This window comes from Mesorhizobium sp. CA10, assembly GCF_020165285.1.
Lineage (GTDB): Bacteria > Pseudomonadota > Alphaproteobacteria > Rhizobiales > Rhizobiaceae > Mesorhizobium.
In genome coordinates this window covers 146,097-168,171 of the sequence record NZ_JAIUHV010000012.1, presented here as the reverse complement: position 1 = coordinate 168,171, position 22,075 = coordinate 146,097, and the positions used below count along the sequence as shown (strand labels likewise).

Sequence of the window (22,075 nt, the reverse complement as noted above, 5' to 3'; positions counted from 1 at the left end):
CGCGGCTGCTTCGCCCTGGAATGACGAGGTTGGAAAGCTTCCGCCAATCGCCAGCGTCATCGAAAGAAACGGTGAGAATCGTGCCCGTCGCAAACGGCAATTTTTCAAAATCCTGCGCTGATCCTCTGGCTATGCCTTGTCCGGCTCGGGCTTGATCCTGGCCAGCTGTTCGCACTGCAGGGCATGTGCCGCATTGATGAATGCGCAGCACGGTCGAAATCAGACGGCGATCACTTTGCCCAGATGCTCGCCGAGGCGGCAGGCGAGCGCGGTGATGGTCGTCGTCGGATTGCACTGGCCCGACGTGCAGAACACCGACGAGCCGCCGACATAGAGATTGTCCATGCCGTGCACCTTGCAATTGGCGTCGACGACGCTCTTCAAGACGTCGGTTCCCATGCGGGTGCCGCCCATATGGTGGTGGCCGGCCGTTTCCTCATTGGTCGGGTAATCGCCGCCATTGCCGATCCAGTCGTCGATGCGGACGCGGCCGAGATTCTTCTGCGCCATGGTCGTGCCGAAAAGCCTGAGGCCTTCGAGCAGCGTGCGGCGCTCGAGCGGCGATTTCTTCCAATGCAATTCGATGCGCGGCACGCCGGCGTGGTCGACATCGGACTTCGACAGCGCGATCTGGTTGGAGGCAAGCGGCGCCTGTTCCCAGGCGACGTAAAGCTGGGCGGCGCAGTGCAGCCTCTGGTCCAGCTGGGAAGACATCCATTCCGCCATGTTGGGTGCCGTGCAGGCGAGATCGGCGATCAGCTTCTTGACATTGGGATAGGGGCTCTCGATCAGGCGGATACCGAAATTCATGATCTGCAGCCGCTCCATCGCGGCAAGCGTCGGCGAGAAGAAGGCTTCTTTCGAGGCGTCGACCTCGAACTCCGAATAATCGGCGAGGATGGCATTGCCGCCCTGGAAGGTCGGATGCTCCATCCAGTAGCGGCCGAGCGCCGCCGCGTTCGGCACCACGCCGCCATTCGAGCGCTCATTCGACCACAACAGCAGCCGCGAGTTCTCCAGCCCGCCGGTGCAGGTGACGAAATAGTCCGCCGCGAAGGTGCCGGCATCCTGGCCGTTCGACCAGAGCTTCGCACCGGTGACGCGCTTGCCGTCGCCGGTGAGCTCGGTCGCGTAGGTATTGAGCACGACGGCGATGTTCCTGCTCTTGTCGAGCTCGTCGGCGAACTTCTCGCCGAAGCGAACCGCCGGGCTCTTGATCAACTGCACCCAGCGGATGTCGTCCGAAACCGGGACGTCCGGACGGAACGCCGGAAGCTCGAGAATGTCATGAACTTCGCCAAGATAGGGCTCGATGTCGGCGCGGCCGATCGGCCAGCCGGTGTCCGGCGCCCATGCCTTGGGCTCGAAGTCCTGTTTGTCGAGCACGCGGCACCAGCCGGCCCAGTGGTTGGACGAGCCGCCCATGAAGCGCAGCCTGGTGATGTCGAGGTCGAAATAGAAATCGCCGACCGTCTTGCCGCGGTAGAAATCCTGCGACTCCTCGCTGAATTCGCGCGAACCCGCCTCCAGCACGACGACCGGGATGCCGGCTGCGCCGAGCTTCCTGGCGATCGTCGTGCCGGCCGGGCCGGAGCCGAGAATGCAGGCCTTGGGTCTGAAGACGGCCTGCTTGTAGGCCTCGTAGCTGTCGAAGATCATGTGAGGTCGCTTCGCCGCAGGATCCAGCCATTGATCTCGACGATCTCATCGGCATCGACCACGGGTTGCTGGCTGCGGAACAGCGACAGGGCAGGAAGCGCGATCAGCGCCTGCACGATCGCGCGGCGCGACATTTTTCTCATGAACCTGCTCATGACACGTCTCTCGACAGGGGCCTCGATCCACGCATGCCGTTCCTCAACGGCACATATGCCGCCTGGGAGCCCAATTCCGTGCCAGACCCAGGTGAAAACGGCGTTACACCAGGAAGTTTTAGCGCGGTTGAATATGGACATGGTTAGGGCATTCCTAACGCCTGCGGCGAGGCTTCATGCCGCCTCGGGCAATTCGCGGTCGAGGATCGAAAGATTGCGGCCGCGGTTCTTGGCTTCGTAAAGCCTGCGGTCGGCGGCGCGCATCAAATCCGAAATGGTCGCGCTCTCGCCGCAGCAGACCCCGCCGATCGAAACCGTGAGCGGCACGGTCCGCTCGTCGACCGGGCGGAAACGGATCAGCTCGACCTCGCGGCGGATGCGTTCGGCGATATGCTTGGCTTCCGGTTCGCTGGCCCCAACCAGGAAAGCCGCGAATTCCTCGCCGCCGATGCGGCCGAGCAGATCGCCGCTGCGAATGCCGCGTTCGATGGCGCCGGCGATCAAAAGCAGCGCTTCGTCTCCGGTCAGATGACCATAACTGTCATTGATCCTCTTGAAGTGATCGGCGTCGATGATGAGGAGCGCGCCGCGATCGCTCTTGCGCCGCGAACCGTCGAGCGCGGCGAAAAAGGTCTCGCGGTTGAGCATGCCGGTCATGTCGTCCCGGCTTGCCTTTTCCGACAGGCGCCTGTGCGCCGCCGCGAGCTGCGCGTGAGCCCGGGCAAGCTCGCGATGAGCATTCTGCAACCGATCGCTCTGCCAGAAGCTGCTGGCGCTGGCGGCCCAGGCGAGCACGAGCGGACAAACCGTCGACGCCAGCCAGACCGTGCGGCTCATCGGAAAGCCCATCGCCGGCATCACAATCAGCGTCAACAACAGCGAGGCAGCGACCGAAGCGAACGCCACGGCAGCGGCCCTCAAAATTATGCGACTCATCACTTGCTCCCAAGGGTCAGCTTGTGTGCCAGCAAGCGTTAAAGGCGACCTTTCCAGGACTTTTAAAATTTGAAGCGAGGCGCCATTTTCACATTTCGTGACGCGCATAAGTTGTGGATAAATCCAGCGTCGGCATGCCATAAGAAACCCATGACAACGACACCCGATCCCGCCCGCTTCGCCCATGTCACGGACTGGGTATTCGACCTCGACAACACGCTCTATCCGCATCACTCGAACCTGTTCGCGCAGATCGACGTGAAGATGACCGCCTATGTCGGGGAGCTGCTGACGCTTTCGCGCGACGACGCGCGCAAGCTGCAGAAGGAGCTCTACCTGGAATACGGCACGACGCTGAACGGGCTGATGAAGCGGCACGGCATCGATCCCGACGATTTCCTCGAGAAGGTGCACGACATCGACTATTCGCGGCTGGTGCCGGATCCGGTGCTGGGCGCGGCGATCCGCCAGCTTCCCGGGCGCAAATTCATCTTCACCAATGGCGACCGCAGGCACGCCGAACGCACCGCGCGCCAGCTCGGCATACTGGAACATTTCGACGCCATCTTCGACATCGTCGCGGCGGGGCTGAGCCCCAAGCCGGAGCGCCAGACCTATGAGCGTTTTGCCGAATTGCACTCGGTGACCGGGCACAATGCGGTGATGTTCGAGGATCTGGCGCGCAATCTGGCCGTGCCGAAAACGCTCGGCATGACGACCGTGCTGGTGGTGCCGCGCAATTTCGAGCCGACCTTCTCGGAGATCTGGGAACGCGACCCCGCAAACGAGGACGACGTCGATTTCGTCACCGACGACCTCGCCGGTTTCCTGACCGCGATCGTCGACGTCGTGGCTTGAACGGTGTTTGCATAGGCATGCCTTGGCGATTGGCCGAAACGCCCATCGCGATCGTCATCCACGGGCGGAGCAAGGAGCGAAGCGACGCGCGCAGACCCGAGGATCCATTCCGTGACGTATGAGCGCTGCCGCGGTGCAGAATTCTGCTCCGCTGCACTCTTTGATCAGGGTCACGGAATGGATTCCAGGGTCTCCGCGACGCCGCTTCGCGGCTGCTCCGCCCTGGAATGACGAGGTTCGGGCGACTTCAGCCAATCGCCGGCGTTTGCGCTGATTTCGGAAATGGGCGGTGAATATCTGGCCTAGGCCTGCGACCTTGTATCGAAGACCTAAGGCCGTTTCACGGAAACGGCGAAACGCAATTCCGGGCGGAAGACCGCTGCGCACTTTCCTGGAATTGCTCTAATCGAAATCCGGAATCGTGCCGGGCGGCAGTCCCAGTCGGCCGTTCAGCTCCTTCAAAAACCGGCACAGGTCCGGATTGCCTGCTGCTCTCGTACCGTTGCCATTGCCGTCCGACGCATAGCCATTGCCATGGCCGTTGCCGCAATTGGCGTTGCCGTTGAAGCTGCCGCCATTGAAGTTGCCGCTGAAACTTCCGGCATTGCCGTTGCCGTTGAAATTGCCGCTGTTGCCATTGCCGTTGAAGTTGCCGGAATTTCCGTTGCCGTTGAAATTTCCGGTATTGCCACGACCGTTGGCGACACCGGCCCCGATTGGAAGGTCGGCAATCCTGACAAGGGTCGAGGCGTCGGCGGCCAGGAACGCGGCAAGCAGCGTGCCGAGCGCGAGGCCGTTGCCGTCAAGCAGCCTCGCCGCCACCCGGCGCCTGCGAGGCCGGGTGGATGAGCTCAAGCCGGTCATCAGCGGTTTCCCCGGCCGTTGGAGTTGCCGTTGAAGGCGCCGACATTGCCGTTTCCGTTGAAGCTGCCGCCGTTGAAGTTGCCATTGCCGGCACCGATGTTGCTGTTGCCGTTGTATTGGCCGGTGTTGGAGTTGCCGTTGAAGGCGCCAATGTTGCCGTTGCCGCTTGTCGGCGAGGTGTTGTTGTTGCCGTTGAAAGCGCCGACATTGCCGGTGCCGCTGTTGAAGGCGCCGACATTGCCCGTACCGCTGTTCTTGTAGCCGACATTGCCGCCGAAATTGCCGAGCGGGTTCATGCCCCTGACGTTCGCGCCGATGGATTGGCCGTATTTGCCGACCGCTCCCTGGACGGCCGACATGCCGAAGGCCTGGCTGCCCGTCGTGGTGTCAGCCTTCGCCGCGGTTGCGCTCAACAACCCCAGGCATAGCGCCGGTATGACGTAGCGTTTCATCTGCGAGCTCCTTCCATGGCTTAGCTTTTGAAATTGGGATCTGTTGCAAAAAGGATTGGGCGAAAAGGACTGGGACCGCCGGCGACATGTCGCGGTAGCCTTGCGCGGGGGACTGGCGCTTGGCTCGACGGTCCCAGAGCCATCAGCGTCTTTCCAAACTGAAGCTTGGCGACGCCGGCGGTTGGGCGGGACTAGTGGTTCCCGTTGCCGTTGCCGTTGCCGTTGCCGACACCGGCGTTGCCGTTGCCGTTGGCGCTTCCGTTTCCGATGCCCCAGTTCCCGTTGCCGTTCAGGTTGCCGTTGCCGAGGCCGAAATTGCCGTTGCCGTTGCCGTTGCCGTTGGCGGCGCCGGCATTGAGGTTGCCGTTATAGTTGCCGTTGAAGGCGCCCATATTGGCGTTGCCGTTCCCATTGCCGTTGCCGACGCCGAAATTGCCATTGCCGTTGAAGTTACCGTTGAAGGCGCCGGTGTTGGCGTTGCCGTTGCCATTGCCGTTGCCGACGCCGACATTGCCGTTGCCGTTGCCGTTGCCGCTACCGACCGAAAATGCGGATGCCGAACCGGTCAGAGCCGACAGCACGGCCGCGGCCAGGATGATCTTTCTCATGACGTTCTCCTTGGTTGGTGTTGAGCTTCCCGGCCAGTTCAAGGTGACCGGGAGGACGCCCTAAGGATGCACGCGGAAATAGCGCCCATGAATTCGGGCTGATCGGCAGGTGCCGCCGGTTTTTCTGCTGACCCCGTGTCAGGAAAAGTTGAAGCAATCAGGAAAAAACTGACAGGCATAAAGGCGTATGCCGGGTGTATATTGCGCGCAGCATCAACCCTTGTGCCTCTTCTCGCGGGCGCGGCGTTGACGGTGGAGGGTGGCATCGACACCGGCAAAGGTGAAAGCTCGGGAAAGCGCCGTGGTCTGGCGCGGCATCTGGTTGCCGTGCAGGAAGAGCAGCGCCTGCGCCTGTCGCGCGAGCTGCATGACGATCTTGGCCAGCTGCTCGCCAGCGTCGCGCTCGAATTGCACATCGTTCGCGCCGGCTCGCCGGAGATGGACGTCCGCCTCGAGCGCGCCGCGATGCTTATCGACCAGCTGAGTGCCAGGGTGCATGACGCCGCCTGGAGCCTGCGACCCGCGGACCTCGATCACCAAGGCCTCAGAGCTTCGGTCGAGGACCTGGCTACCATGCTTTGCGGTCAACTTGGCATTGCATGCGAGATGGATCTCGAAGCCCTGTCGAGCCCGCCGCCTGTCGAGATCGCGCTCACTTTGTACCGCATTGCGCAGGAAGCGCTCACCAATATCGGCAAGCATGCCGCGCCGGGCCGCGTAAGCGTCACGGCGCACATCCAGGACGATCGGATACGCCTGACGATCGAGGATGACGGCCGCGGCTTCGACGCCAACGCCGAACCCGGTCCGGGCCATTTGGGCCTTGCCGGAATGAGGGAGCGGCTGGCGCTGGTCGGTGGCAAATTGTCGGTTGAAACCGCCAGGGGCAAGGGGACCACCATTTACGCCGATGTGCCTCTGGCCGGCTGATCGACGGTCCGGCCGACAAGACGCGAACAGGTCTGAAACGGCATCTTCGGTGTCAGGTGGGGTTACGTGAAGCGCTGCACATCCCGGACATTAGCGGTGGCTTACAGTCCGGCTTCATTGGGTTAGGCGGGGGATGGCTTACCCGTTGCGGCCGTTCAGGCCGCCAGAACAGACGGGCGTCCCGCGCCAGGCGGGCCAGTTGCCTAGACCATCAAGGACAAGAGGACCCTTTCCGCGTGACAGGGCCTTTGGCAGACTGATGGAGGTTAAGGTGTGCTGCAGGCGCATATTCGTGGTCGATGACCATCCGATCATCCTGTCGGGGGTCGGCGCGATGATCGACAGCCAGGACGATCTGACGATCGTCGGACTGGCCGGAAATGCCGAGGATGCACTTGAAGGGATCGGCAAGACGTTACCCGATGTCGCCGTGGTCGACATATCGCTTCCCGGCGTCAACGGGGTCACGCTGATCGAACGGCTTGGCGAACGCTTTCCCGAGGTCAGCTGCATAGCGCTGACGGCGCATGAGGACCCAGGCTGCCTGCGCCAGGTGCTTGCGGCCGGCGGCCGCGGCTTCGTGGTCAAGCGGTCGACGGCGACGGACCTGCTGCAGGCCATCCGCTGCGTATTGGCCGGCGACAACTATGTCGATCCGGCGCTCGCCGCGCGCATATTGAGCCCGCGCGGCGCCACCCAGCGCGATCCCGGCAATCTCAGCGAGCGGGAACGGTCGGTCATCCAGCTGGTGGCGCTCGGCTACAGCAACAAGGAAATCTCGTCCCGGCTCAACCTCAGCATAAAGACGATCGAGACCTACCGCACCAGGGCAACCGAGAAGCTCGCGCTGCACTCACGGGCGGCCATCGTGCGTTTCGCGCACTCGAATGGCTGGCTGGTCGAGCTGCCGGCGTAGGCAGACCGGGCAGGTTTGTCTTCCCGCCCTTAAAGCTTGTAGAAGCGGCGGATGATCTCCCAGGCCTCTTCGGCCGTGTCGACGAAATCGATGATGTCCTGGTCGCCGGGCGAGATCGTGCCCTGCTCGGCGAGGAAATCGAGATCGATCGCCCTTTGCCAGAACGCCTTGCCGAACAGGATGACCGGGACGCGCTCCATGCGTCCCGTCTGGATCAGCGTCAGCGTCTCGAAGAACTCGTCCATCGTGCCGAAGCCGCCCGGAAACACCGCGACCGCCTTGGCGCGCATGACGAAATGCATCTTGCGGACGGCGAAGTAGTGGAAGTTGAAGCACAGCTCCGGCGTGACATAGGCGTTGGGCGCCTGCTCGTGCGGCAATACGATGTTCAAGCCGATCGACGGCGCGCCGACATCGTCGGCGCCGCGGTTGCCCGCTTCCATGACGCCGGGCCCGCCGCCGGTGACGACGACATATTCACGATAATAGGAGGTGGCCGACTGCTGCGAGCACAGACGCGCGAATCTGCGCGCTTCTTCGTAATATTTGCTGTTCGCCTCGAGGTTCTTCTTCTGCGTCTCGTTCTTGGCCGCCCAGGCCTCGCCGCCGGGTTCCGGCAGGCGGGCGCCGCCGAACAGGATGACGGTCGAATGAATGCCGCGTTCGGCCAGGATCATTTCCGGCTTCAGGAGCTCGAGCTGCAGCCGCACGGCGCGCAATTCGCGACGCGTCATGAACTCGGGATCGTTCCAGGCCAGCCGGTAGGTCTCGGCACGTGTTTGCGGCGTATCCGGCACGCCTTTCGAGCGCTCCAGATCCTCGTCCGAATGCGGCAGCGGCGTCCACCCTGCCTTTTCCATGGGAGTCATCGAATCCACCCGTCCAATTCCTTCACTTGCGCCGTCCCGTGCCGCAGGCGCGATTGACCCCCATTGAGCCTTAACATAGGGTCCGCGCGACTTTTAAACAGGTTAAGGCGTGGCCCCTTAACAGCTTGGTAATGGAGCGAAATCATGTCGAAGCCCGATCTGGCGAGCCTCGAAAGGACCATCGAGAAGGCCTTCGAGGAGCGCGACACGATTTCGACCGCGACGCGCGGCGAGACGCGCGACGCCATCCAGTCGGCGCTCGACCTGCTCGACCGCGGTGTCGCCCGCGTCGCCGAACGGCAGGACGACGGCAAGTGGCACGTCAACCAGTGGCTGAAGAAGGCGGTGCTGCTCTCCTTCCGGCTGAACCCGATGGAGATCATCAAGGGCGGTCCCGGCCAGGCCGTGTGGTGGGACAAGGTGCCGTCCAAGTTCGACGGCTGGAGCGCCGTCGATTTCGAGAAGGCAGGCTTCCGCGCCGTGCCGTCCTCGATCGTGCGCCGGTCGGCCTATGTCGCGCCGGGCGCCGTGCTGATGCCGTCCTTCGTCAATGTCGGGGCCTATGTCGACACCGGCACGATGGTCGACACCTGGGCTTCGGTCGGCTCCTGCGCCCAGATCGGCAAGAACGTGCATCTTTCCGGCGGCGTCGGCATCGGCGGCGTGCTGGAGCCGATGCAGGCCGGCCCGACCATCATCGAGGACAATTGCTTTATCGGCGCGCGCTCCGAAGTGGTCGAAGGCTGCATCGTTCGCGAAGGCTCGGTGCTCGGCATGGGCGTGTTCATCGGCCAGTCGACCAAGATCGTCGACCGTGCCACCGGCGAGGTCTTTTACGGCGAGGTGCCGCCGAACTCGGTCGTCGTCGCCGGATCGCTGCCCGGAAAGCCGCTGCCCAATGGCGAGCCGGGCCCGAGCCTCTACTGCGCCGTCATCGTCAAGCGCGTCGACGCCAAGACCCGTTCCAAGACCTCGATCAACGAATTGCTGCGCGATTGATCCTCCACGACGGAGCGGACGCCATTGGCTGAACGATCGCAATTCCTCTGGCTGTTCTTCAGCCTTTCGGGGCGGCTGAGCCCGGTCGCCTATGCGCTGGCCGGGATTTTGCTGGTCCTTGTCCAGTTTTTCCCGTTCTACCAGTTCGCGCGGGTGGAGCTGAACACGACCGCCAGCCAGAACTGGGCCATGATATGCTGGGGCGTGCTGCTGATCTCGGCCTGGGCCACGTTCGCGGTGACGGCGAAGCGCTTCCATGATTTCGGCAAGCCGACCTATTTTGCGCTGATCTCGCTCATCATCGGTCCCATCCTGCTCATAATCCTGGCCTGTTTCCACAGCGATCCCGGACCGAACCGCTACGGCAGGCGCACCAACGCGCCGGGCGATAGCTGAGGTCGCATGCGCTATCGCACGCTCGACCCGGCGCGGATCATCGAGACTGCCCAGAGGCTCGAGGAGCGCGTCGCGGAGCGTTTCCCGGAAAGGGGCCTGCGCGCCGTTGCCGGCGAACTGGTGTCGCTGTCGCGCGACCTCGCCAAGGCCGCCAAGGAACTGGAAGCGCCGATCTGGTGGCTGCGCGGCGTTATCGTCGCGGCCTTCGTCGTCGGCGTGGCGATGTTCCTGTTCGTCGGCACCATCCTGCCGCTCGACCGCATTTCAGGCGCCGACGATGCCGTGCAGTCGATGCAAGGGATCGAGGCGACGATCAACACGGTCATACTCGCGGCGCTCGGGCTGCTGGCACTGATCCGCACCGAGGAGCGGATCAAGCGCAAGAAGGTTTCCGGCAGCTGCACGGGCTGCGCTCGCTGATCCATGTCATCGACATGCATCAATTGACCAAGGATCCGGCGACCTTGTCGGCCGATTTCAAGCCAACCTCGCACTCGCCCGCCCGCATCACCGATGCGGCCGACCTGGCGCGCTATCTCGACTATTGCTCCGAAATGCTGTCGATCGCCGGCAAGGTCGCGGCACTGTTCGCGCAATCGGTCAATGACGATGTCGTCGTCAACGCCGTCAACGATATCGAGAATCTTAGCTCCAACCTGTCGCGCAAGATCTGGCAGAAGATCACGCTCATCGAGGACCGCCGCCGACCGCTTCCGGCCCGAGGCCGGGCGGACCGCGCTTTTCCGCTTCCGCCTGACGCACCAGCGCGCTGACGCGTTCGTTGATCGGCGTCGGAATGCCCGTTTGCCTGGCCACGCGAATGACGGCGCCCTGCAATTCGTCGATCTCGGTCGGGCGGCCGCGTTTCAGGTCGTCCCACATCGACGAGCGCGCCTGAGGGTCGATCGCCAGCATGCGACGCGCCAGAAACCCGAACAGCCAGTCGGGCAGCCGCAGCACTTTCGGCAGCAGCGACGGCGGCAGGCCGGTGATGCGCGCAGGCGCTATGCTCGCCGCTCGCATCGCGGCGAGCGCCTCATCGATCTGGCCGGCCAGGATGACGCGCCAGCTTCGGTCGGCCAATTGCTTCGCCAGCGGCAGGTCGGAAAGCGCGACGAGGGCATTGTTGAGGTTCATCAGCAATTTGCCCCACTGCACCGCCTTCATGTCGGCGCGCGCTTCGACGGCAAGCCCATCGACGTCGAGCAGATCGACAAGGCCGTCGACGCCGTGGTCGATCATCACCTCGCCCTGGCTGACGCGATGCGCACGCAACGGCGCCTCGCCATCGGGCGACAGGACGACGTTGAACATCACCATGCCGGTCAGCACCCGCCGTCCAGGAAGCGCGGCGCGCAACCTGTCCGTGTTGTCGACGCCGTTCTGCAGGCTGACCACCACGGCATCTGCGCGTCCGTGGGCGGCGATCAGCCCGGCCATCTCCCCGGTCGCGCCGCTCTTCACCGTCACCAGGATGACATCCGCATCGGGGAGCGCTGCCGCCGGATCGTCGGTGGCCGAAATCGCTTGCGCTTCGATGCGGCGTTCACGGCCGTCAAGATCGCTGACGCGCAGCCCGCTTTCGCGCATGGCCTCGACGACACGGCCGCGGCCGAGGAAGACGACCTTGCGTCCGGCGAGCGCCAGGCAGCCGCCGACATAGCAGCCGATGCTGCCGGCGCCGGCTATTGCGATCGTCTTCGTTTCACGGGCCATGCGCTCGTCCTCGCGTGGCCGGCATCTTACTATTATGCATGTCGCTCTCCCAGAACCGCTGCACACTTGCGGGCGACATGCATTTACCCGTCATGAAAACCATATTGTCGGCGACATGAGCGGCGATCATCTGCCACCGTGACACGACAAACGCTTTCGACTATCGCTTTGCCCATGACATTGCCTACCGATCCCGCCGCGAATCTTGCCGCCCTGATCCGCTGCCCGTCCGTGACGCCCGCCGAGGGTGGCGCGCTTGCCGCGCTGCAAGATATGCTGAAGCCGCTCGGCTTTTCGGTCGAGCGTCCAATCTTCTCGGAAGACGGCACGCCGGACATCGAAAATCTCTATGCGCGGCGCTCAGGCAACGGCCCGCATCTGATGTTTGCCGGCCATACCGATGTGGTGCCGGTGGGCGACGAGGCGGCCTGGACGCATCCGCCCTTCGCCGCCGAAATCGCCAATGGCGAGATGTACGGCCGCGGCGCCGTCGACATGAAGGGCGGCATCGCCTGCTTCGTCGCCGCGGTTGCGCGCCATGTCGCGCAGAATGGCGGCCCGAAAGGCTCGGTGTCGCTGCTGATCACCGGCGATGAGGAAGGTCCGGCCATCAACGGCACCACCAAGCTGCTCGACTGGGCAGCGGCCAAGGGCGAGAAGTGGGACGCCTCGATCGTCGGCGAGCCGACCAATCCCGACGCCCTCGGCGACATGATCAAGATCGGCCGGCGCGGTTCGCTGTCGGGCAGCGTCACCGTCAACGGACGCCAGGGCCATGCCGCCTATCCGCAGCTTGCCGACAATCCGGTGCGTGGCCTGATCAGCCTTGTCGACGCGCTGCTCCATCCGGTGTTCGACAAGGGCACAAAGGATTTCCAGCCGACCAACCTCGAAGTGACGTCGATCGATGTCGGCAATGCGGCGACCAACGTCATCCCGGCGAAGGCGACGGCCATTTTCAACATCCGCTTCAACGACACCTGGGACGCCGAATCGGTCCAGGCCGAGATCCACAACCGGCTCGACCAGGCCGCCGGGCGCAAGAAATACCGGCCGGGCAAGAAGGCGCCAGTCGACTACGAGCTTGTCTGGCGCGACCGGCCGAGCCATGTCTTCCTCACCCGCGATGACAAGCTGATCGATACGCTGAGCGGTTCGGTCAAGGCGGTGGTCGGCAAGAGGCCGGCGCTCTCCACCTCCGGCGGCACGTCGGACGCGCGCTTCATCAAGGATTATTGCCCGGTGGTCGAGTTCGGGCTGGTCGGCAAGACCATGCATATGGTGGACGAGCGCGTCGCGCTTGCCGACCTCGAGACGCTGACGCAAATCTACGAACGCTTTATCGAAGACTGGTTCGGACAAGGCCTTTCGTGACCATGCTTTCGGCAGACGAAACCTATGCTTCGCTGGCCGGCGCCTGGCGGCTGATGTTCGGCAAGGCTGATGGCCTGCGCCTGCTCGACCTTTCGGCCGACGGTTTCTGGAATTCCTTCTTTGCCATCGTCGTGGCGGCGCCGGCGCTGATCGTCGGCTGGGTCGGGATAGCCAATGAGGTCGGCGACCCCGATGCCTTCGCCGGGCGCCTCGGCATGCTGGTAAGGCTGGCGACCGTCGATATCGGCTCCTGGGTGCTACCGCTGGTGGCGCTTGCGCTGGTGGCGCCCCGCGCCGGCATTGGCGGCCGCTTCGTCCACTATGTCGTCGCGTCCAACTGGGCGTCGGCGATCATCGCCTGGCTGATGCTGCCCTCGGCGCTGCTCAGGCTGCTCCTGCCTTCCGCCAGCGAGGTCAGCAGCCTGGTATCGCTGGCGCTGTTCGCCCTGTCGATGGTGCTGACCTGGCGCATGACCAGTACAACCATCGGCAAAGGCGCCGCGGTGGGCACGGCCGTGTTCATCGGCATGTTCGTTGCCTCGCTGCTGGTCCTGTTCGGCCTGCAGGCGCTGCTCGGCATCGACATACCGGACGGCACGACGGGTTGACGTTGCAGCGGGGGCGGCTGTTTCCAGAACAGTCGCTTCGGATTTGAATCCACCCTCGTTTTTCACCATTCAAAGTCAGCGCTGCCCCTCACCTGCCTGCCGGCATCCTCCCCGTATAGTGACGGGGAGAGGGGCGCTGTCATCCGCGGCTTCGCCAATTGCTAACGGTGCAGGAAGGAAGCCGGCGCTGCGGCCAGCCCCTTCTCCCCGTCACTATACGGGGAGAAGTGCCCGGCAGGGCGATGAGGGGCAGCGCCGACGCCGACAATTCCCGTCTCCAGCACAAGTTCGAAGCTGAAACAATTGCCTCGCGTCATTGGCAGAATGAGAGGCTTTCACTTGGCCGTCTCTGTCTCCGGATAATCCACCCCGACAAGAAACAGCCCGTCCGGCGGGGCTACCTGGCCGCAGGCGGCGCGGTCGCGCGCTTCGAGCGCCGCCTTGAGATCGGCGGCGCTCCAGGAGCCGTCGCCGACGCGCTTCAGCGAGCCGACCATCGAGCGAACCTGGTTGTGCAGAAAAGAGCGCGCCGAGCTGCGCAGCTCGATGAAGTCTCCATCGCGGCTGACGTCGAGGCGATCAAGCGTGCGGACCGGGCTTTCGGCCTGGCACTGGGTTGAGCGGAAGGTGGTGAAGTCATGCTTTCCGAGCAGCACCTTGGCCGCCTCATGCATGGCCTCGGCGTCGAGCCGCTTCGGCACCCACCAGACCTTGCCCTTTTCCAGCGCCGCCGGCGCCCGGCGGTTGAGGATGCGATAAAGATAATGCCGGCCGGTGGCGGAAAACCGCGCGTCGAAACCGTCGGCGACGACGGCAGCCTTCAGAATGGCGACACGCGTGCCGGCCGCATGCAGATGCGCGTTGACGGCGTCGCGCACCTTGTCGCCCGACCACGCTTTGGCCAGGTCGACATGGGCGACCTGCGCGGTGGCGTGCACGCCGGCATCAGTGCGGCCGGCGGCACGTATTCTTACCTCTTCGCCGCAGAACTTCTCGATCGCCTGCTCGATCGCCTGCTGCACCGAGGGCTGGTCGGCCTGGTGCTGCCAGCCGGCGAATTGGCTGCCGTCATATTCGATATCGAGCCGAAAACGCGGCATGCTGCGGCGCTTACCGCTCGCCTAGGCGGCTAACGCGGTGAAGGCGGAAGCGTAGACCAGCCTGCCGGTCTCGGGCGCGTCGCCCCAGGCCAGCGCCTGCAGCGCCTCGCCCTGGTACTCGCTCTCGAACTTCTCGGCACGGGCATGGCTGTAGCCGAAGCGGCCATAATAGGCCGGATCGCCCAGCACCACGGCCAGCATCTCGCCGGCTTCCTTGAGGCGGACATGCGCCTCGCGGATCAGCGCGCCGCCGATGCCGGTGCCGTGGAACGACGGCTCGACCGCCAGCGGCGCCAGCGCGACGGCGGCGAACTGCTTGGTGCCGTTCTGAACGAACAGTCGCGAGAAAAGAATATGGCCGACGATCTGCCCGTCTTCCTCTGCAACCAGCTCGACGACAGCATCGCCGCCGGTGACAAGCGCGTCGACCAGGCCGGCTTCCGCCTGCTGGCCAAAGGCATGTTCTTCGACGAGGCGGATCGCCTCGCGATCCCGCGGCGTCGCCGCGCGTATCGACATCATGCTCATGTGAGTTTCGTTCCTTTTTCGATCTTGGCTCCGCGCAAAAACTCCTGCGCAGTGGCAGGCTTTCCGCCCGCCCGTTGAACTTCGACCAGCCTGACCGCGCCTGTCCCGCAGGCGACCGTCAGCCGGTCATCGAGAATTCCTCCCGACTCGCCGACGCCATCCGAGAGCGTCGAACGAAGCAGTTTCAGCCGCTCCATGCGGCCGCCAATGTCGACCTCGCACCACGCGCCCGGAAAGGGCGAGAGGCCGCGAATGTGATTGTGGACTTCGCCAGAAGGCCGCGTCCAGTCTACGCGTGTCTCCGATTTATCGATCTTTCGGGCGTGGGTCACCCCTGCCGTTGCCTGTTGGGTAAATGTCAGACAATTTATCCCCAACTGCGCGAGCGCCTCAACCATCAGCGAGGCGCCTTGAATCATCAGTCGGTCATGCAATTCGCCGGCTGTCATGTCGGGCGCGATGGCGACTTTTTCAACCATTGCCACCGGCCCGGTGTCCAGACCCTCTTCCATCTTCATGACCATCATGCCGGTCTCGCTATCGCCGGCCATGATGGCGCGCTGGATGGGAGCAGCACCACGCCAGCGTGGCAAAAGCGAGGCATGGCCGTTGAGGCAGCCCAGCCTTGGCGCGTCCAGAACGGCTTTCGGCAGCAGCAGGCCGTAGGCGACGACCACCGCGACATCGGCCTGCAAGGCGGCAAAAGCCTGCTGCTCGGCCTCGCTTTTCAGCGACGTCGGCGTCCGAACGTCGAGCGCCAGCCGCTCCGCCTCGCGCTGCACCGGCGAGGGCGTCAGCTCCAGCCCGCGCCGGCCGGCGGCGCGCGGCGGCTGGGTGTAGACGGCCGCGATCTCGTGGCCGGCCTCGGCGATGGCGCGCAAGGTCGGCACGGAAAAATCCGGCGTGCCCATGAAGATGACGCGAAGGGGCATGCCCCTCTATCCCACCATCTTACCCGGCGCCTTGTCCTTGGCGAGCTTCTTGAACTTCCGCACCACCATGTCGCGCTTGAGCTTCGAGATGTGGTCGATGAACAAAACGCCGTTGAGATGATCTATCTCGTGCTGCAGGCAGGTGGCCATCAGACCTTCCGCCTGCATCTCCTGCAGCTTGCCGTCGCGGTCGAGATACTTCACCCGCACCGAAGCCGGGCGCTCGACCTCGGCGTAATAGTCGGGGATCGACAGGCAGCCTTCCTCATAGACGGACCGCTGGTCGGAACTTTCCAGCACTTCCGGATTGATGAAGACATGCGGCTGAGGCTCCTCGCCTTCCTTGGCAAGGTCTATGACCAGCAGCCGCCGCGGCTCGCCGACCTGGATCGCCGCGAGGCCGATGCCCGGCGCGTCATACATGGTCTCCAGCATGTCGTCGGCGAGCTTGCGCAAATCGGCATCGACGCGCTCGACCGGCTTGGAAACCTGGCGCAGGACGGGATCGGGAAGGATGATGAGCGGCTTGATCGACATGGCGTCTCACCTAAGACCTCGCTTGAAAAGCGTCAACCGGGGCATCTTTGACCTGTTCACGTTTTGATCTGTGCCAGGAGGCCGAATCGGTTATGCTGCCCAAATGAACGACATGACCTCCGTCCTTTCCGAGCCCATCGCGCGGCTTGGCGCCACGACCGTGACGCTTGGCCAGGCGCTGGCTTTCGGCGCGATCCTTCTGCTTGCGCTGTCCGTGGCGCTCGTCGTCGCCTTGTGGCGCGCGGCCGGGGCACGCGCGGCGGCGGCCGCCGAAGCCGCCGACCATGCCCGCGATGCTGAGGCGAGGATGGCCGAAATCATGCAAGCGCAGGCCGAGATGCAGGGGCGCATGGGGGCGATCGCCGAGGTGTTCGGGGCGCGGCAGGCCGAGCTCACCCAGTCGCTCGGACAACGGCTCGACGCCATGACCGGGCGTCTCGGCCAGACCATGGCCGAGCAGACCAAGTCGACGCATGAGAGCCTGGCCAAGCTGCAGGAGCGGCTGGCGGTGATCGACACCGCGCAAGGCAACATCCAGTCCTTGGCCGGCCAGGTCGTGCAGCTGCAGGCGATCCTCTCCAACAAGCAGACGCGCGGCGCCTTCGGCCAGTCGCGGATGGAGGCGATCGTCGCCGACGGCCTGCCGCACGGCGCCTACGAGTTCCAGGCCAGCCTCTCCAACGGCAGCCGGCCCGATTGCCTGGTGCGGATGCCCAACGGCGCGCCGTCTCTCGCCATCGACGCCAAGTTTCCGCTGGAGGCGTGGAACGCCATCCGCGCCGCCGAGGGCGAGGCCATGCAGAAGGCGGCGGCGCAGGCTTTCCGGCGCGACATCGAGGTGCATATCCGCGATATCGCCGAAAAATACCTGATCCAGAGCGAGACACAGGACACCGCCTTCATGTTCGTGCCGTCGGAATCGGTGTTTGCCGAGATCCACGAGAATTTCGAGGCGGTGGTGCAGAAGGCGCATCGCGCCCGCGTCGTCATCGTCTCGCCCTCGCTGCTGATGCTGTCGATCCAGGTGATCCAGGCGATCCTCAAGGACGCCCGCATGCGCGAGCAGGCGCATCTGATCCAGGGCGAGGTCATCCGCCTGATGGAGGATGTGGCGCGGGTCGACGAGCGGGTACGTCGGCTGCAGACACATTTCGGCCAGGCGGCGCGCGACATCGACGACATCCTGGTGTCGACGTCGAAGGTGACCAAGCGCGGCCAGAAGATCGAGGCGCTGGAATTCGCGGAAGGCGAGACCGAGGCCGCACGAGGTGCCGCGCCAAAGGCCGAAGGCGGTTCGCGGGTAGCAGACTCCAAGACGGGTCAGCTCAGGCTGCGCGTCGTCGAGGGCGACGAGTAGTCGCTCGACGCCAACGTTGGAACGACCGATTCTTCCTTCGCTGGCGAGGTCGCATCCCTTGGAGATTGTCTGGAACGCCGATCACTTGCATGCCATGAGGCTAACGCATTGAGACGGCTAAGAATTTTGCTCCGCCGAGCCCCTCATATCGGTCACGGCATGGATCTTCGGGTCATGCCCGAGGATGACGAAGGCGCGAAAGATTCAGCCAATCGCCGAGGCTTCCGTCAACGGGCCGATCCGACAGTGCTACTGCTCCTCGATGGTCGCCATGCCTTCAAACTCCGGCAGCCAATGCAACGCCGAGCGGTGCCAGACTTGTCTTCTCGGCACCAGTTGGTCGCGCTGGCGCGCCGTGCCCACCCTAATGCCATAGATTTTCGGTCCATCGCCAACCGACGTCGCATAAAGATGCGATCCGCATTCGCCGCAAAACCCCTGCGCGCGCTTGGCCCCGCTGGATCCGGTCTTGATATAGACTTTCGGTGTGCCCTTGGTAATCCGGTAATGCTCTTCCGGCGCGCCGACGGTCACGCGAAAGGCTGTGCCGGTCAGCTGCTGGCAGTCGGTGCAGTGGCAGATCGAGGTCTTTTCCGGATCGACCTCCGCCTCATAGGCGATCGCGCCGCAATGGCATCCGCCGTCGATCTTCATAGGCCTTCCTCCTGACAAGTTCGCGCTGTCAAAATCTATCCCTCCTCCGAGGCCTCGGCCATGGCCTTGCGCCGCCGCTCCCATGTGCCAGTTGCCTGCGGCTTGACGAAGAGCCTCGATATTTGCGGCATTTCCTTCTTGAGCCTGGCTTCCAGGCGCTCGACGCAGGCCTCGATATCGGGCGCGCTGAGATGATCCTCGAATTCGATGCTCAAGCCCGCGACGATTTCCTCCGGCCCGATATGGACGCTCAGGATTCCGTTCGCGCGCTGCACCGCCGGATCGTCCTGGACGATCGCCAGCACCTTCTTCTGCACTTCGGATGAGGCAGGTTCGCCCAGCAGCAGCCCTTTGCTCTCGCGCGCCAGGAAGATGGCGGTCGCGCCGAGGATGATGGCGATGCCGATCGAGCCGAGGCCGTCGAGCTCGGGGATTTCCAGAAGCTGGGCCGACAGGATGCCGGCGAAAGCGACTGCCAGCCCGAGCAGCGCGGCGCTGTCCTCGAACAGTACCGTATAGACGCTGGGATCCTTGCTCGATTGCACGGCCTGCAGCCAGCCCTGCTTGCCCTTCTGCTGCCGGAACTCCTTCAGCGCTAACAGCCATGAGCTGCCTTCGAAGACGAAGGAAAGGGCAAGCACGATGTAGTTGACCTTGGCGTCGACGAACGGCTCGGGCGCCATGATGTGGATGACGCCTTCATAGAATGAGACGCCGGCGCCGAGCGCGAACACCAGAAGCGCCACGATAAAGCTCCAGAAATAGAGCTCGCGTCCGTGGCCGAGCGGATGGGTGCGGTCGGGCGGCCGGGCGGCGCGGCGCATGCCGTGGAGGAGCAGCGCGCCGTTGCCGGTGTCGACCAGCGAATGCACGCCTTCCGACAGCATGGCGGACGAACCGGTGAGGGCCGCCGCCGCGAATTTGGTCGCCGCGATCGCCAAATTGCCGGCGAGCGCGGCGTAGATCACCCGTCTCGACCCGCTATGTCCTGCCATCCAATCTCCGAGCTGCCCCGCGCCCGAGCCTAGCGGCCCGCCTCACAGACAATGCACCAGCCCCTGCGAGGTTTCGAACCGCGCTGTGCCCGGAAATCGGTTGACAGCCGGTCGACCGGCTTCGCAAAGCGGCACAGCCTCTTGCAGCCGGGCATTTCTCTTGTTTCACTCGCACGTCCACAATCGGAGGAGCGAATCATGGCTAAAGGTGCGATGAAGGCGGGCAAGGAAGCCCGCAAGCCGAAGAAGGACGCCAAGAAGCCCGCCGCGGCCCCGGCTCCGAAGGCGCCGCCGGTCAAGGCGTTGCGTATCAAGGAAAAGTAAGCGGCCGAATTCGGTCGATCCGGCTCAGTGCTGACTTTGAACCGGCGGCATGACAATGCTGCCGGTGTTTTGTTGATCGAGGCCACCCCATATCAAAGGGCGAGGACGACCTCGCTTCCCAAAAACCGGCCGGGACGACCCGCCGCCAAGCATCTCAGGCGATGCTGGAATGACGGAGTGTCTTCGATGTCCTGGATTTTTCTTTTCTTCGCCGGCCTGTTCGAGATCGGCTGGGCCATCGGCCTCAAATATACCGCCGGCTTCTCCAAGCCGCTGCCGACCCTTCTCACCATCGCCTCGATGATCGTAAGCCTCGGCCTGCTCGGGCTGGCGCTGAAGACGCTGCCTGTCGGCACGGCCTATGCGGTGTGGACCGGCATCGGCACCGTCGGCACGGCGCTGCTCGGCATCTGGCTGCTCGGCGAGCCGGCGACGATCGTCCGGCTTGCCTGTATCGGCCTGATCGTCTGCGGCATCGTCGGACTGAAACTGGTCGCCTAGCTCGGTATACGTAGCACAAACGCGTTCAGGGCCGCTTTCGGCGACCCTGAACCATTTTCCTGGAATTGCTCTAGCGGGCGGAGAAGCCCGGAGGCGTGCGGCCGACGCGAGACTTGCGGGCGGCGTAGCGTGCGTCACGCTTGGCCTTGCGCGCGGCCTCATCGGCAAGCTCGAGAGCGATGCGCTCGGATTCCTCGGCCTCGCGGCGCTTGGCCTCTTCGGCCGCCGCCGCTTCCGCGGCAAGACGCGCCGCTTCGGCAATCGCCTCGCGCTCGGCCTTCTCGGCCGCTTCGCGCGCCAGCTTTTCCTGCTTCAGCCTTGCCTTTTCCGCCTCGCGGATGGCGCGGGCCTCAAGGATAGCCTTGCGTTCGGCCTGGCGAGCCAGCACTGTCGGATCATCCGCCGCCGGTTTTGCCTTGAAGCGCTCGAGCAGCGCCTTCTTTGCCTCGTTCGCGGCATTGCGCCGCTCGAAAATGTCTTTTTCCCTGTAGATAGCCAAGTGTACTTCCCTGCAGTCTATTCGCGACGCTTACATACGCGTGAAAGCGCTAAGTTCAAGCGCCAAAACGGTATGGCAGCCATGAAAAATCCGGGCTTGTTGCCGCAGGGATACGGCCCGGCAGCGCGATGCACTGTTCACAGATCGCGCGTCTGGCGGGCAGAACGGCGGATGGTTACCTCTAGCGCCGACAACAAATGCCGACATGAACATTGAGGACGCAACCAGATGGAACTCGGTCTCTACACTTTCGCCGATGTCAGCCCGGAGCCGGGCCCCGGCGCGATCGGCCCGCATGAGCGGCTGCGCAACCTCGTCGAGGAAATCGAGCTGGCCGACCAGGTCGGCCTCGACGTGTTCGGCCTGGGCGAGCATCACCGTCCAGATTATGCCGCCTCGGCGCCGGTGGTGGCGCTGGCCGCGGCGGCCGAGCGCACGAAGCGCATCCGCCTGACCAGCGCGGTCACGGTGCTTTCCTCCGACGACCCGGTGCGCGTCTTCCAGCAATTCGCGACGCTCGATCTTCTGTCCGGCGGCCGCGCCGAGATCATGGCCGGGCGCGGCTCCTTCATCGAATCCTTCCCGCTGTTCGGCTACAATCTCGAGGACTATGACGAGCTGTTCGCCGAGAAGCTCGACCTGTTGCTCGCTATCCGTGACCAGGTGACAGTGACGTGGCAGGGCAAGCTGCGCGCGCCGATCAACGGCCGCGGCGTCTATCCGCGTCCATTGCAGGAAAAGCTGCCGGTCTGGATCGCCATCGGCGGCACGCCGCAATCCGCCGCGCGCGCCGGCGTGCTCGGCCTGCCGCTGGCGCTGGCCATCATCGGCGGCGAGCCGGCGCGTTTCGCGCCGTTGTTCGATATATATCGCGAGGCGGCGCGGCGCGGCGGCAACGATCCGGCCAGGCTCGCCACGAGCATCAACGTGCACGGCTTCATCGCCGAGACGACCGAACAGGCGGCCGACGATTTCTACGGACCGCAGGCCGAGGTGATGAACCGCATCGGCCGCGAGCGCGGCTGGGGCCCGACCTCGCGCGCGCATTTCGATCACGCGCGGGGTCCCAGTGGGGCCCTCTTCGTCGGTAATCCTGAGGCCGTGGCGGAAAAGATCGTCGCCCAGCACAAGATCTTCGGCAACGACCGCTTCCTGCTGCAGATGGCAATCGGCACCATGCCGCACGCCAAGATCATGAAGGCAATCGAGCTTTACGGTACCAAGGTGGCGCCGATCGTGCGCAAGGAGGCGGTCAAAACCGCGCCCACCGTCGCGGCGCCGGTAGCCTGAACAGCGGCCGCCCAAGGA

At 64.2% G+C, this 22,075-nt stretch carries 26 protein-coding genes and 1 pseudogene; 12 read left to right on the top strand and 15 right to left on the bottom strand.

From position 1 onward, the window contains the following. Positions 1-219: 219 nt before the first annotated feature. From LB535_RS23520 to LB535_RS23510, 3 genes are all read right to left on the bottom strand, one after another. Positions 220-1,659 carry a GMC oxidoreductase gene (locus LB535_RS23520; RefSeq protein ID WP_224633895.1) on the bottom strand — a complete coding sequence of 480 codons (1,440 nt, stop codon included), beginning with the start codon at positions 1,657-1,659 and terminating at the stop codon, positions 220-222. Beyond that, entirely contained in the window at positions 1,656-1,814 is a 159-nt protein-coding gene (locus LB535_RS23515; protein WP_176477158.1) for a hypothetical protein, read from the bottom strand. Before LB535_RS23515 ends, LB535_RS23520 begins: the two co-directional genes overlap by 4 nt. Positions 1,815-1,988: 174 nt before the next feature. Continuing rightward, positions 1,989-2,750: a GGDEF domain-containing protein gene (locus LB535_RS23510; RefSeq protein WP_224633921.1), complete on the bottom strand. Its 762-nt coding sequence runs from the start codon at positions 2,748-2,750 to the stop codon at positions 1,989-1,991. A 150-nt stretch (positions 2,751-2,900) separates the two neighbouring features. Here LB535_RS23510 and LB535_RS23505 point away from each other — a divergent pair, with 150 nt between their 5' ends. Further along, a complete protein-coding gene (locus LB535_RS23505) occupies positions 2,901-3,608 on the top strand; it encodes a pyrimidine 5'-nucleotidase (RefSeq protein WP_095769490.1) in 708 nt (235 codons plus the stop codon). Between the two features lie 402 nt (positions 3,609-4,010). Here the strand turns inward: LB535_RS23505 and LB535_RS23500 are convergent, their stop codons facing one another. From LB535_RS23500 to LB535_RS23490, 3 genes are all read right to left on the bottom strand, one after another. Further along, on the bottom strand, positions 4,011-4,472 hold the full coding sequence (locus LB535_RS23500) for a hypothetical protein (protein WP_224633894.1): 462 nt from the start codon (positions 4,470-4,472) through the stop codon (positions 4,011-4,013). Continuing rightward, positions 4,472-4,924, bottom strand: coding sequence for a hypothetical protein (locus LB535_RS23495; RefSeq protein ID WP_224633893.1), 453 nt, complete (start codon positions 4,922-4,924; stop codon positions 4,472-4,474). Before LB535_RS23495 ends, LB535_RS23500 begins: the two co-directional genes overlap by 1 nt. 191 nt (positions 4,925-5,115) lie before the next feature. Then, a complete protein-coding gene (locus LB535_RS23490; protein WP_224633892.1) occupies positions 5,116-5,532 on the bottom strand; it encodes a hypothetical protein in 417 nt (138 codons plus the stop codon). 222 nt (positions 5,533-5,754) lie between these two features. Between LB535_RS23490 and LB535_RS23485 the strand changes: the two genes are divergently transcribed. Beyond that, positions 5,755-6,462: a sensor histidine kinase gene (locus LB535_RS23485; RefSeq protein ID WP_224633891.1), complete on the top strand. Its 708-nt coding sequence runs from the start codon at positions 5,755-5,757 to the stop codon at positions 6,460-6,462. Between the two features lie 292 nt (positions 6,463-6,754). Further along, positions 6,755-7,378 carry a response regulator transcription factor gene (locus LB535_RS23480; RefSeq protein WP_318012334.1) on the top strand — a complete coding sequence of 208 codons (624 nt, stop codon included), beginning with the start codon at positions 6,755-6,757 and terminating at the stop codon, positions 7,376-7,378. Positions 7,379-7,407: 29 nt separating this feature from the next. On the opposite strand, the gene LB535_RS23475 is transcribed toward LB535_RS23480, so the two are convergent. Beyond that, positions 7,408-8,247 (bottom strand): LOG family protein, encoded by an 840-nt coding sequence (locus tag LB535_RS23475; RefSeq protein WP_095769522.1) that lies wholly within the window; start codon positions 8,245-8,247, stop codon positions 7,408-7,410. A gap of 144 nt (positions 8,248-8,391) precedes the next feature. Here LB535_RS23475 and dapD point away from each other — a divergent pair, with 144 nt between their 5' ends. From dapD to LB535_RS23460, 3 genes and pseudogenes are all read left to right on the top strand, one after another. After that, on the top strand, positions 8,392-9,246 hold the full coding sequence (dapD, locus tag LB535_RS23470; protein ID WP_095769483.1) for a 2,3,4,5-tetrahydropyridine-2,6-dicarboxylate N-succinyltransferase: 855 nt from the start codon (positions 8,392-8,394) through the stop codon (positions 9,244-9,246). 24 nt (positions 9,247-9,270) lie between these two features. Then, positions 9,271-9,642, top strand: coding sequence for a DUF805 domain-containing protein (locus LB535_RS23465; RefSeq protein ID WP_224633889.1), 372 nt, complete (start codon positions 9,271-9,273; stop codon positions 9,640-9,642). Positions 9,643-9,648: 6 nt separating this feature from the next. Next, positions 9,649-10,415, top strand: a pseudogene (locus tag LB535_RS23460) (hypothetical protein). On the opposite strand, the gene LB535_RS23455 reads toward LB535_RS23460, so the two are convergent. After that, on the bottom strand, positions 10,330-11,358 hold the full coding sequence (locus LB535_RS23455) for a 2-dehydropantoate 2-reductase (protein WP_224633888.1): 1,029 nt from the start codon (positions 11,356-11,358) through the stop codon (positions 10,330-10,332). The pseudogene LB535_RS23460 and the gene LB535_RS23455 sit on opposite strands and share 86 nt — an antisense overlap. A 174-nt stretch (positions 11,359-11,532) precedes the next feature. On the opposite strand from LB535_RS23455, the gene dapE reads away from it, so the two are divergent. Next, positions 11,533-12,732, top strand: coding sequence for a succinyl-diaminopimelate desuccinylase (gene dapE, locus LB535_RS23450; protein WP_224633887.1), 1,200 nt, complete (start codon positions 11,533-11,535; stop codon positions 12,730-12,732). Between the two features lie 2 nt (positions 12,733-12,734). Continuing rightward, positions 12,735-13,340 (top strand): transporter, encoded by a 606-nt coding sequence (locus tag LB535_RS23445; protein WP_224633920.1) that lies wholly within the window; start codon positions 12,735-12,737, stop codon positions 13,338-13,340. Positions 13,341-13,675: 335 nt separating this feature from the next. Here the strand turns inward: LB535_RS23445 and truA are convergent, their stop codons facing one another. The 4 genes from truA to def are packed head-to-tail and all read right to left on the bottom strand — an operon-like array spanning position 13,676 to position 16,437. Then, positions 13,676-14,440, bottom strand: coding sequence for a tRNA pseudouridine(38-40) synthase TruA (gene truA / locus LB535_RS23440; RefSeq protein WP_224606666.1), 765 nt, complete (start codon positions 14,438-14,440; stop codon positions 13,676-13,678). Positions 14,441-14,461: 21 nt separating this feature from the next. Next, entirely contained in the window at positions 14,462-14,968 is a 507-nt protein-coding gene (locus LB535_RS23435; RefSeq protein ID WP_224633886.1) for a GNAT family N-acetyltransferase, read from the bottom strand. Continuing rightward, entirely contained in the window at positions 14,965-15,900 is a 936-nt protein-coding gene (fmt, locus tag LB535_RS23430; protein WP_224633885.1) for a methionyl-tRNA formyltransferase, read from the bottom strand. The genes LB535_RS23435 and fmt overlap by 4 nt, the downstream gene beginning before the upstream one ends. Positions 15,901-15,906: 6 nt before the next feature. Next, positions 15,907-16,437, bottom strand: coding sequence for a peptide deformylase (def, locus tag LB535_RS23425; protein WP_040984875.1), 531 nt, complete (start codon positions 16,435-16,437; stop codon positions 15,907-15,909). A 103-nt stretch (positions 16,438-16,540) separates the two neighbouring features. Between def and LB535_RS23420 the strand changes: the two genes are divergently transcribed. Beyond that, the gene (locus tag LB535_RS23420; RefSeq protein WP_224633884.1) at positions 16,541-17,794 is read left to right on the top strand and encodes a DNA recombination protein RmuC; all 1,254 of its coding nucleotides are present in this window, start codon (positions 16,541-16,543) and stop codon (positions 17,792-17,794) included. Positions 17,795-18,043: 249 nt separating this feature from the next. On the opposite strand, the gene LB535_RS23415 is transcribed toward LB535_RS23420, so the two are convergent. Continuing rightward, complete coding sequence (locus LB535_RS23415; protein WP_140845317.1) at positions 18,044-18,448, bottom strand: GFA family protein; 405 nt, start codon at positions 18,446-18,448, stop codon at positions 18,044-18,046. Between the two features lie 35 nt (positions 18,449-18,483). Then, positions 18,484-19,443 (bottom strand): cation diffusion facilitator family transporter, encoded by a 960-nt coding sequence (locus tag LB535_RS23410; protein ID WP_095769471.1) that lies wholly within the window; start codon positions 19,441-19,443, stop codon positions 18,484-18,486. A gap of 198 nt (positions 19,444-19,641) precedes the next feature. On the opposite strand from LB535_RS23410, the gene LB535_RS28895 reads away from it, so the two are divergent. Next, a complete protein-coding gene (locus tag LB535_RS28895; RefSeq protein ID WP_095769470.1) occupies positions 19,642-19,767 on the top strand; it encodes a hypothetical protein in 126 nt (41 codons plus the stop codon). A gap of 186 nt (positions 19,768-19,953) precedes the next feature. Further along, positions 19,954-20,268: a quaternary ammonium compound efflux SMR transporter SugE gene (sugE, locus tag LB535_RS23405; protein WP_095769469.1), complete on the top strand. Its 315-nt coding sequence runs from the start codon at positions 19,954-19,956 to the stop codon at positions 20,266-20,268. 70 nt (positions 20,269-20,338) lie between these two features. Here sugE and LB535_RS23400 read toward each other — a convergent pair whose 3' ends face one another. After that, a complete protein-coding gene (locus LB535_RS23400; RefSeq protein WP_224609058.1) occupies positions 20,339-20,767 on the bottom strand; it encodes a DUF6481 family protein in 429 nt (142 codons plus the stop codon). 228 nt (positions 20,768-20,995) lie between these two features. Between LB535_RS23400 and LB535_RS23395 the strand changes: the two genes are divergently transcribed. Next, positions 20,996-22,057 carry an LLM class flavin-dependent oxidoreductase gene (locus LB535_RS23395; protein ID WP_224633883.1) on the top strand — a complete coding sequence of 354 codons (1,062 nt, stop codon included), beginning with the start codon at positions 20,996-20,998 and terminating at the stop codon, positions 22,055-22,057. Positions 22,058-22,075 lie beyond the last annotated feature (18 nt).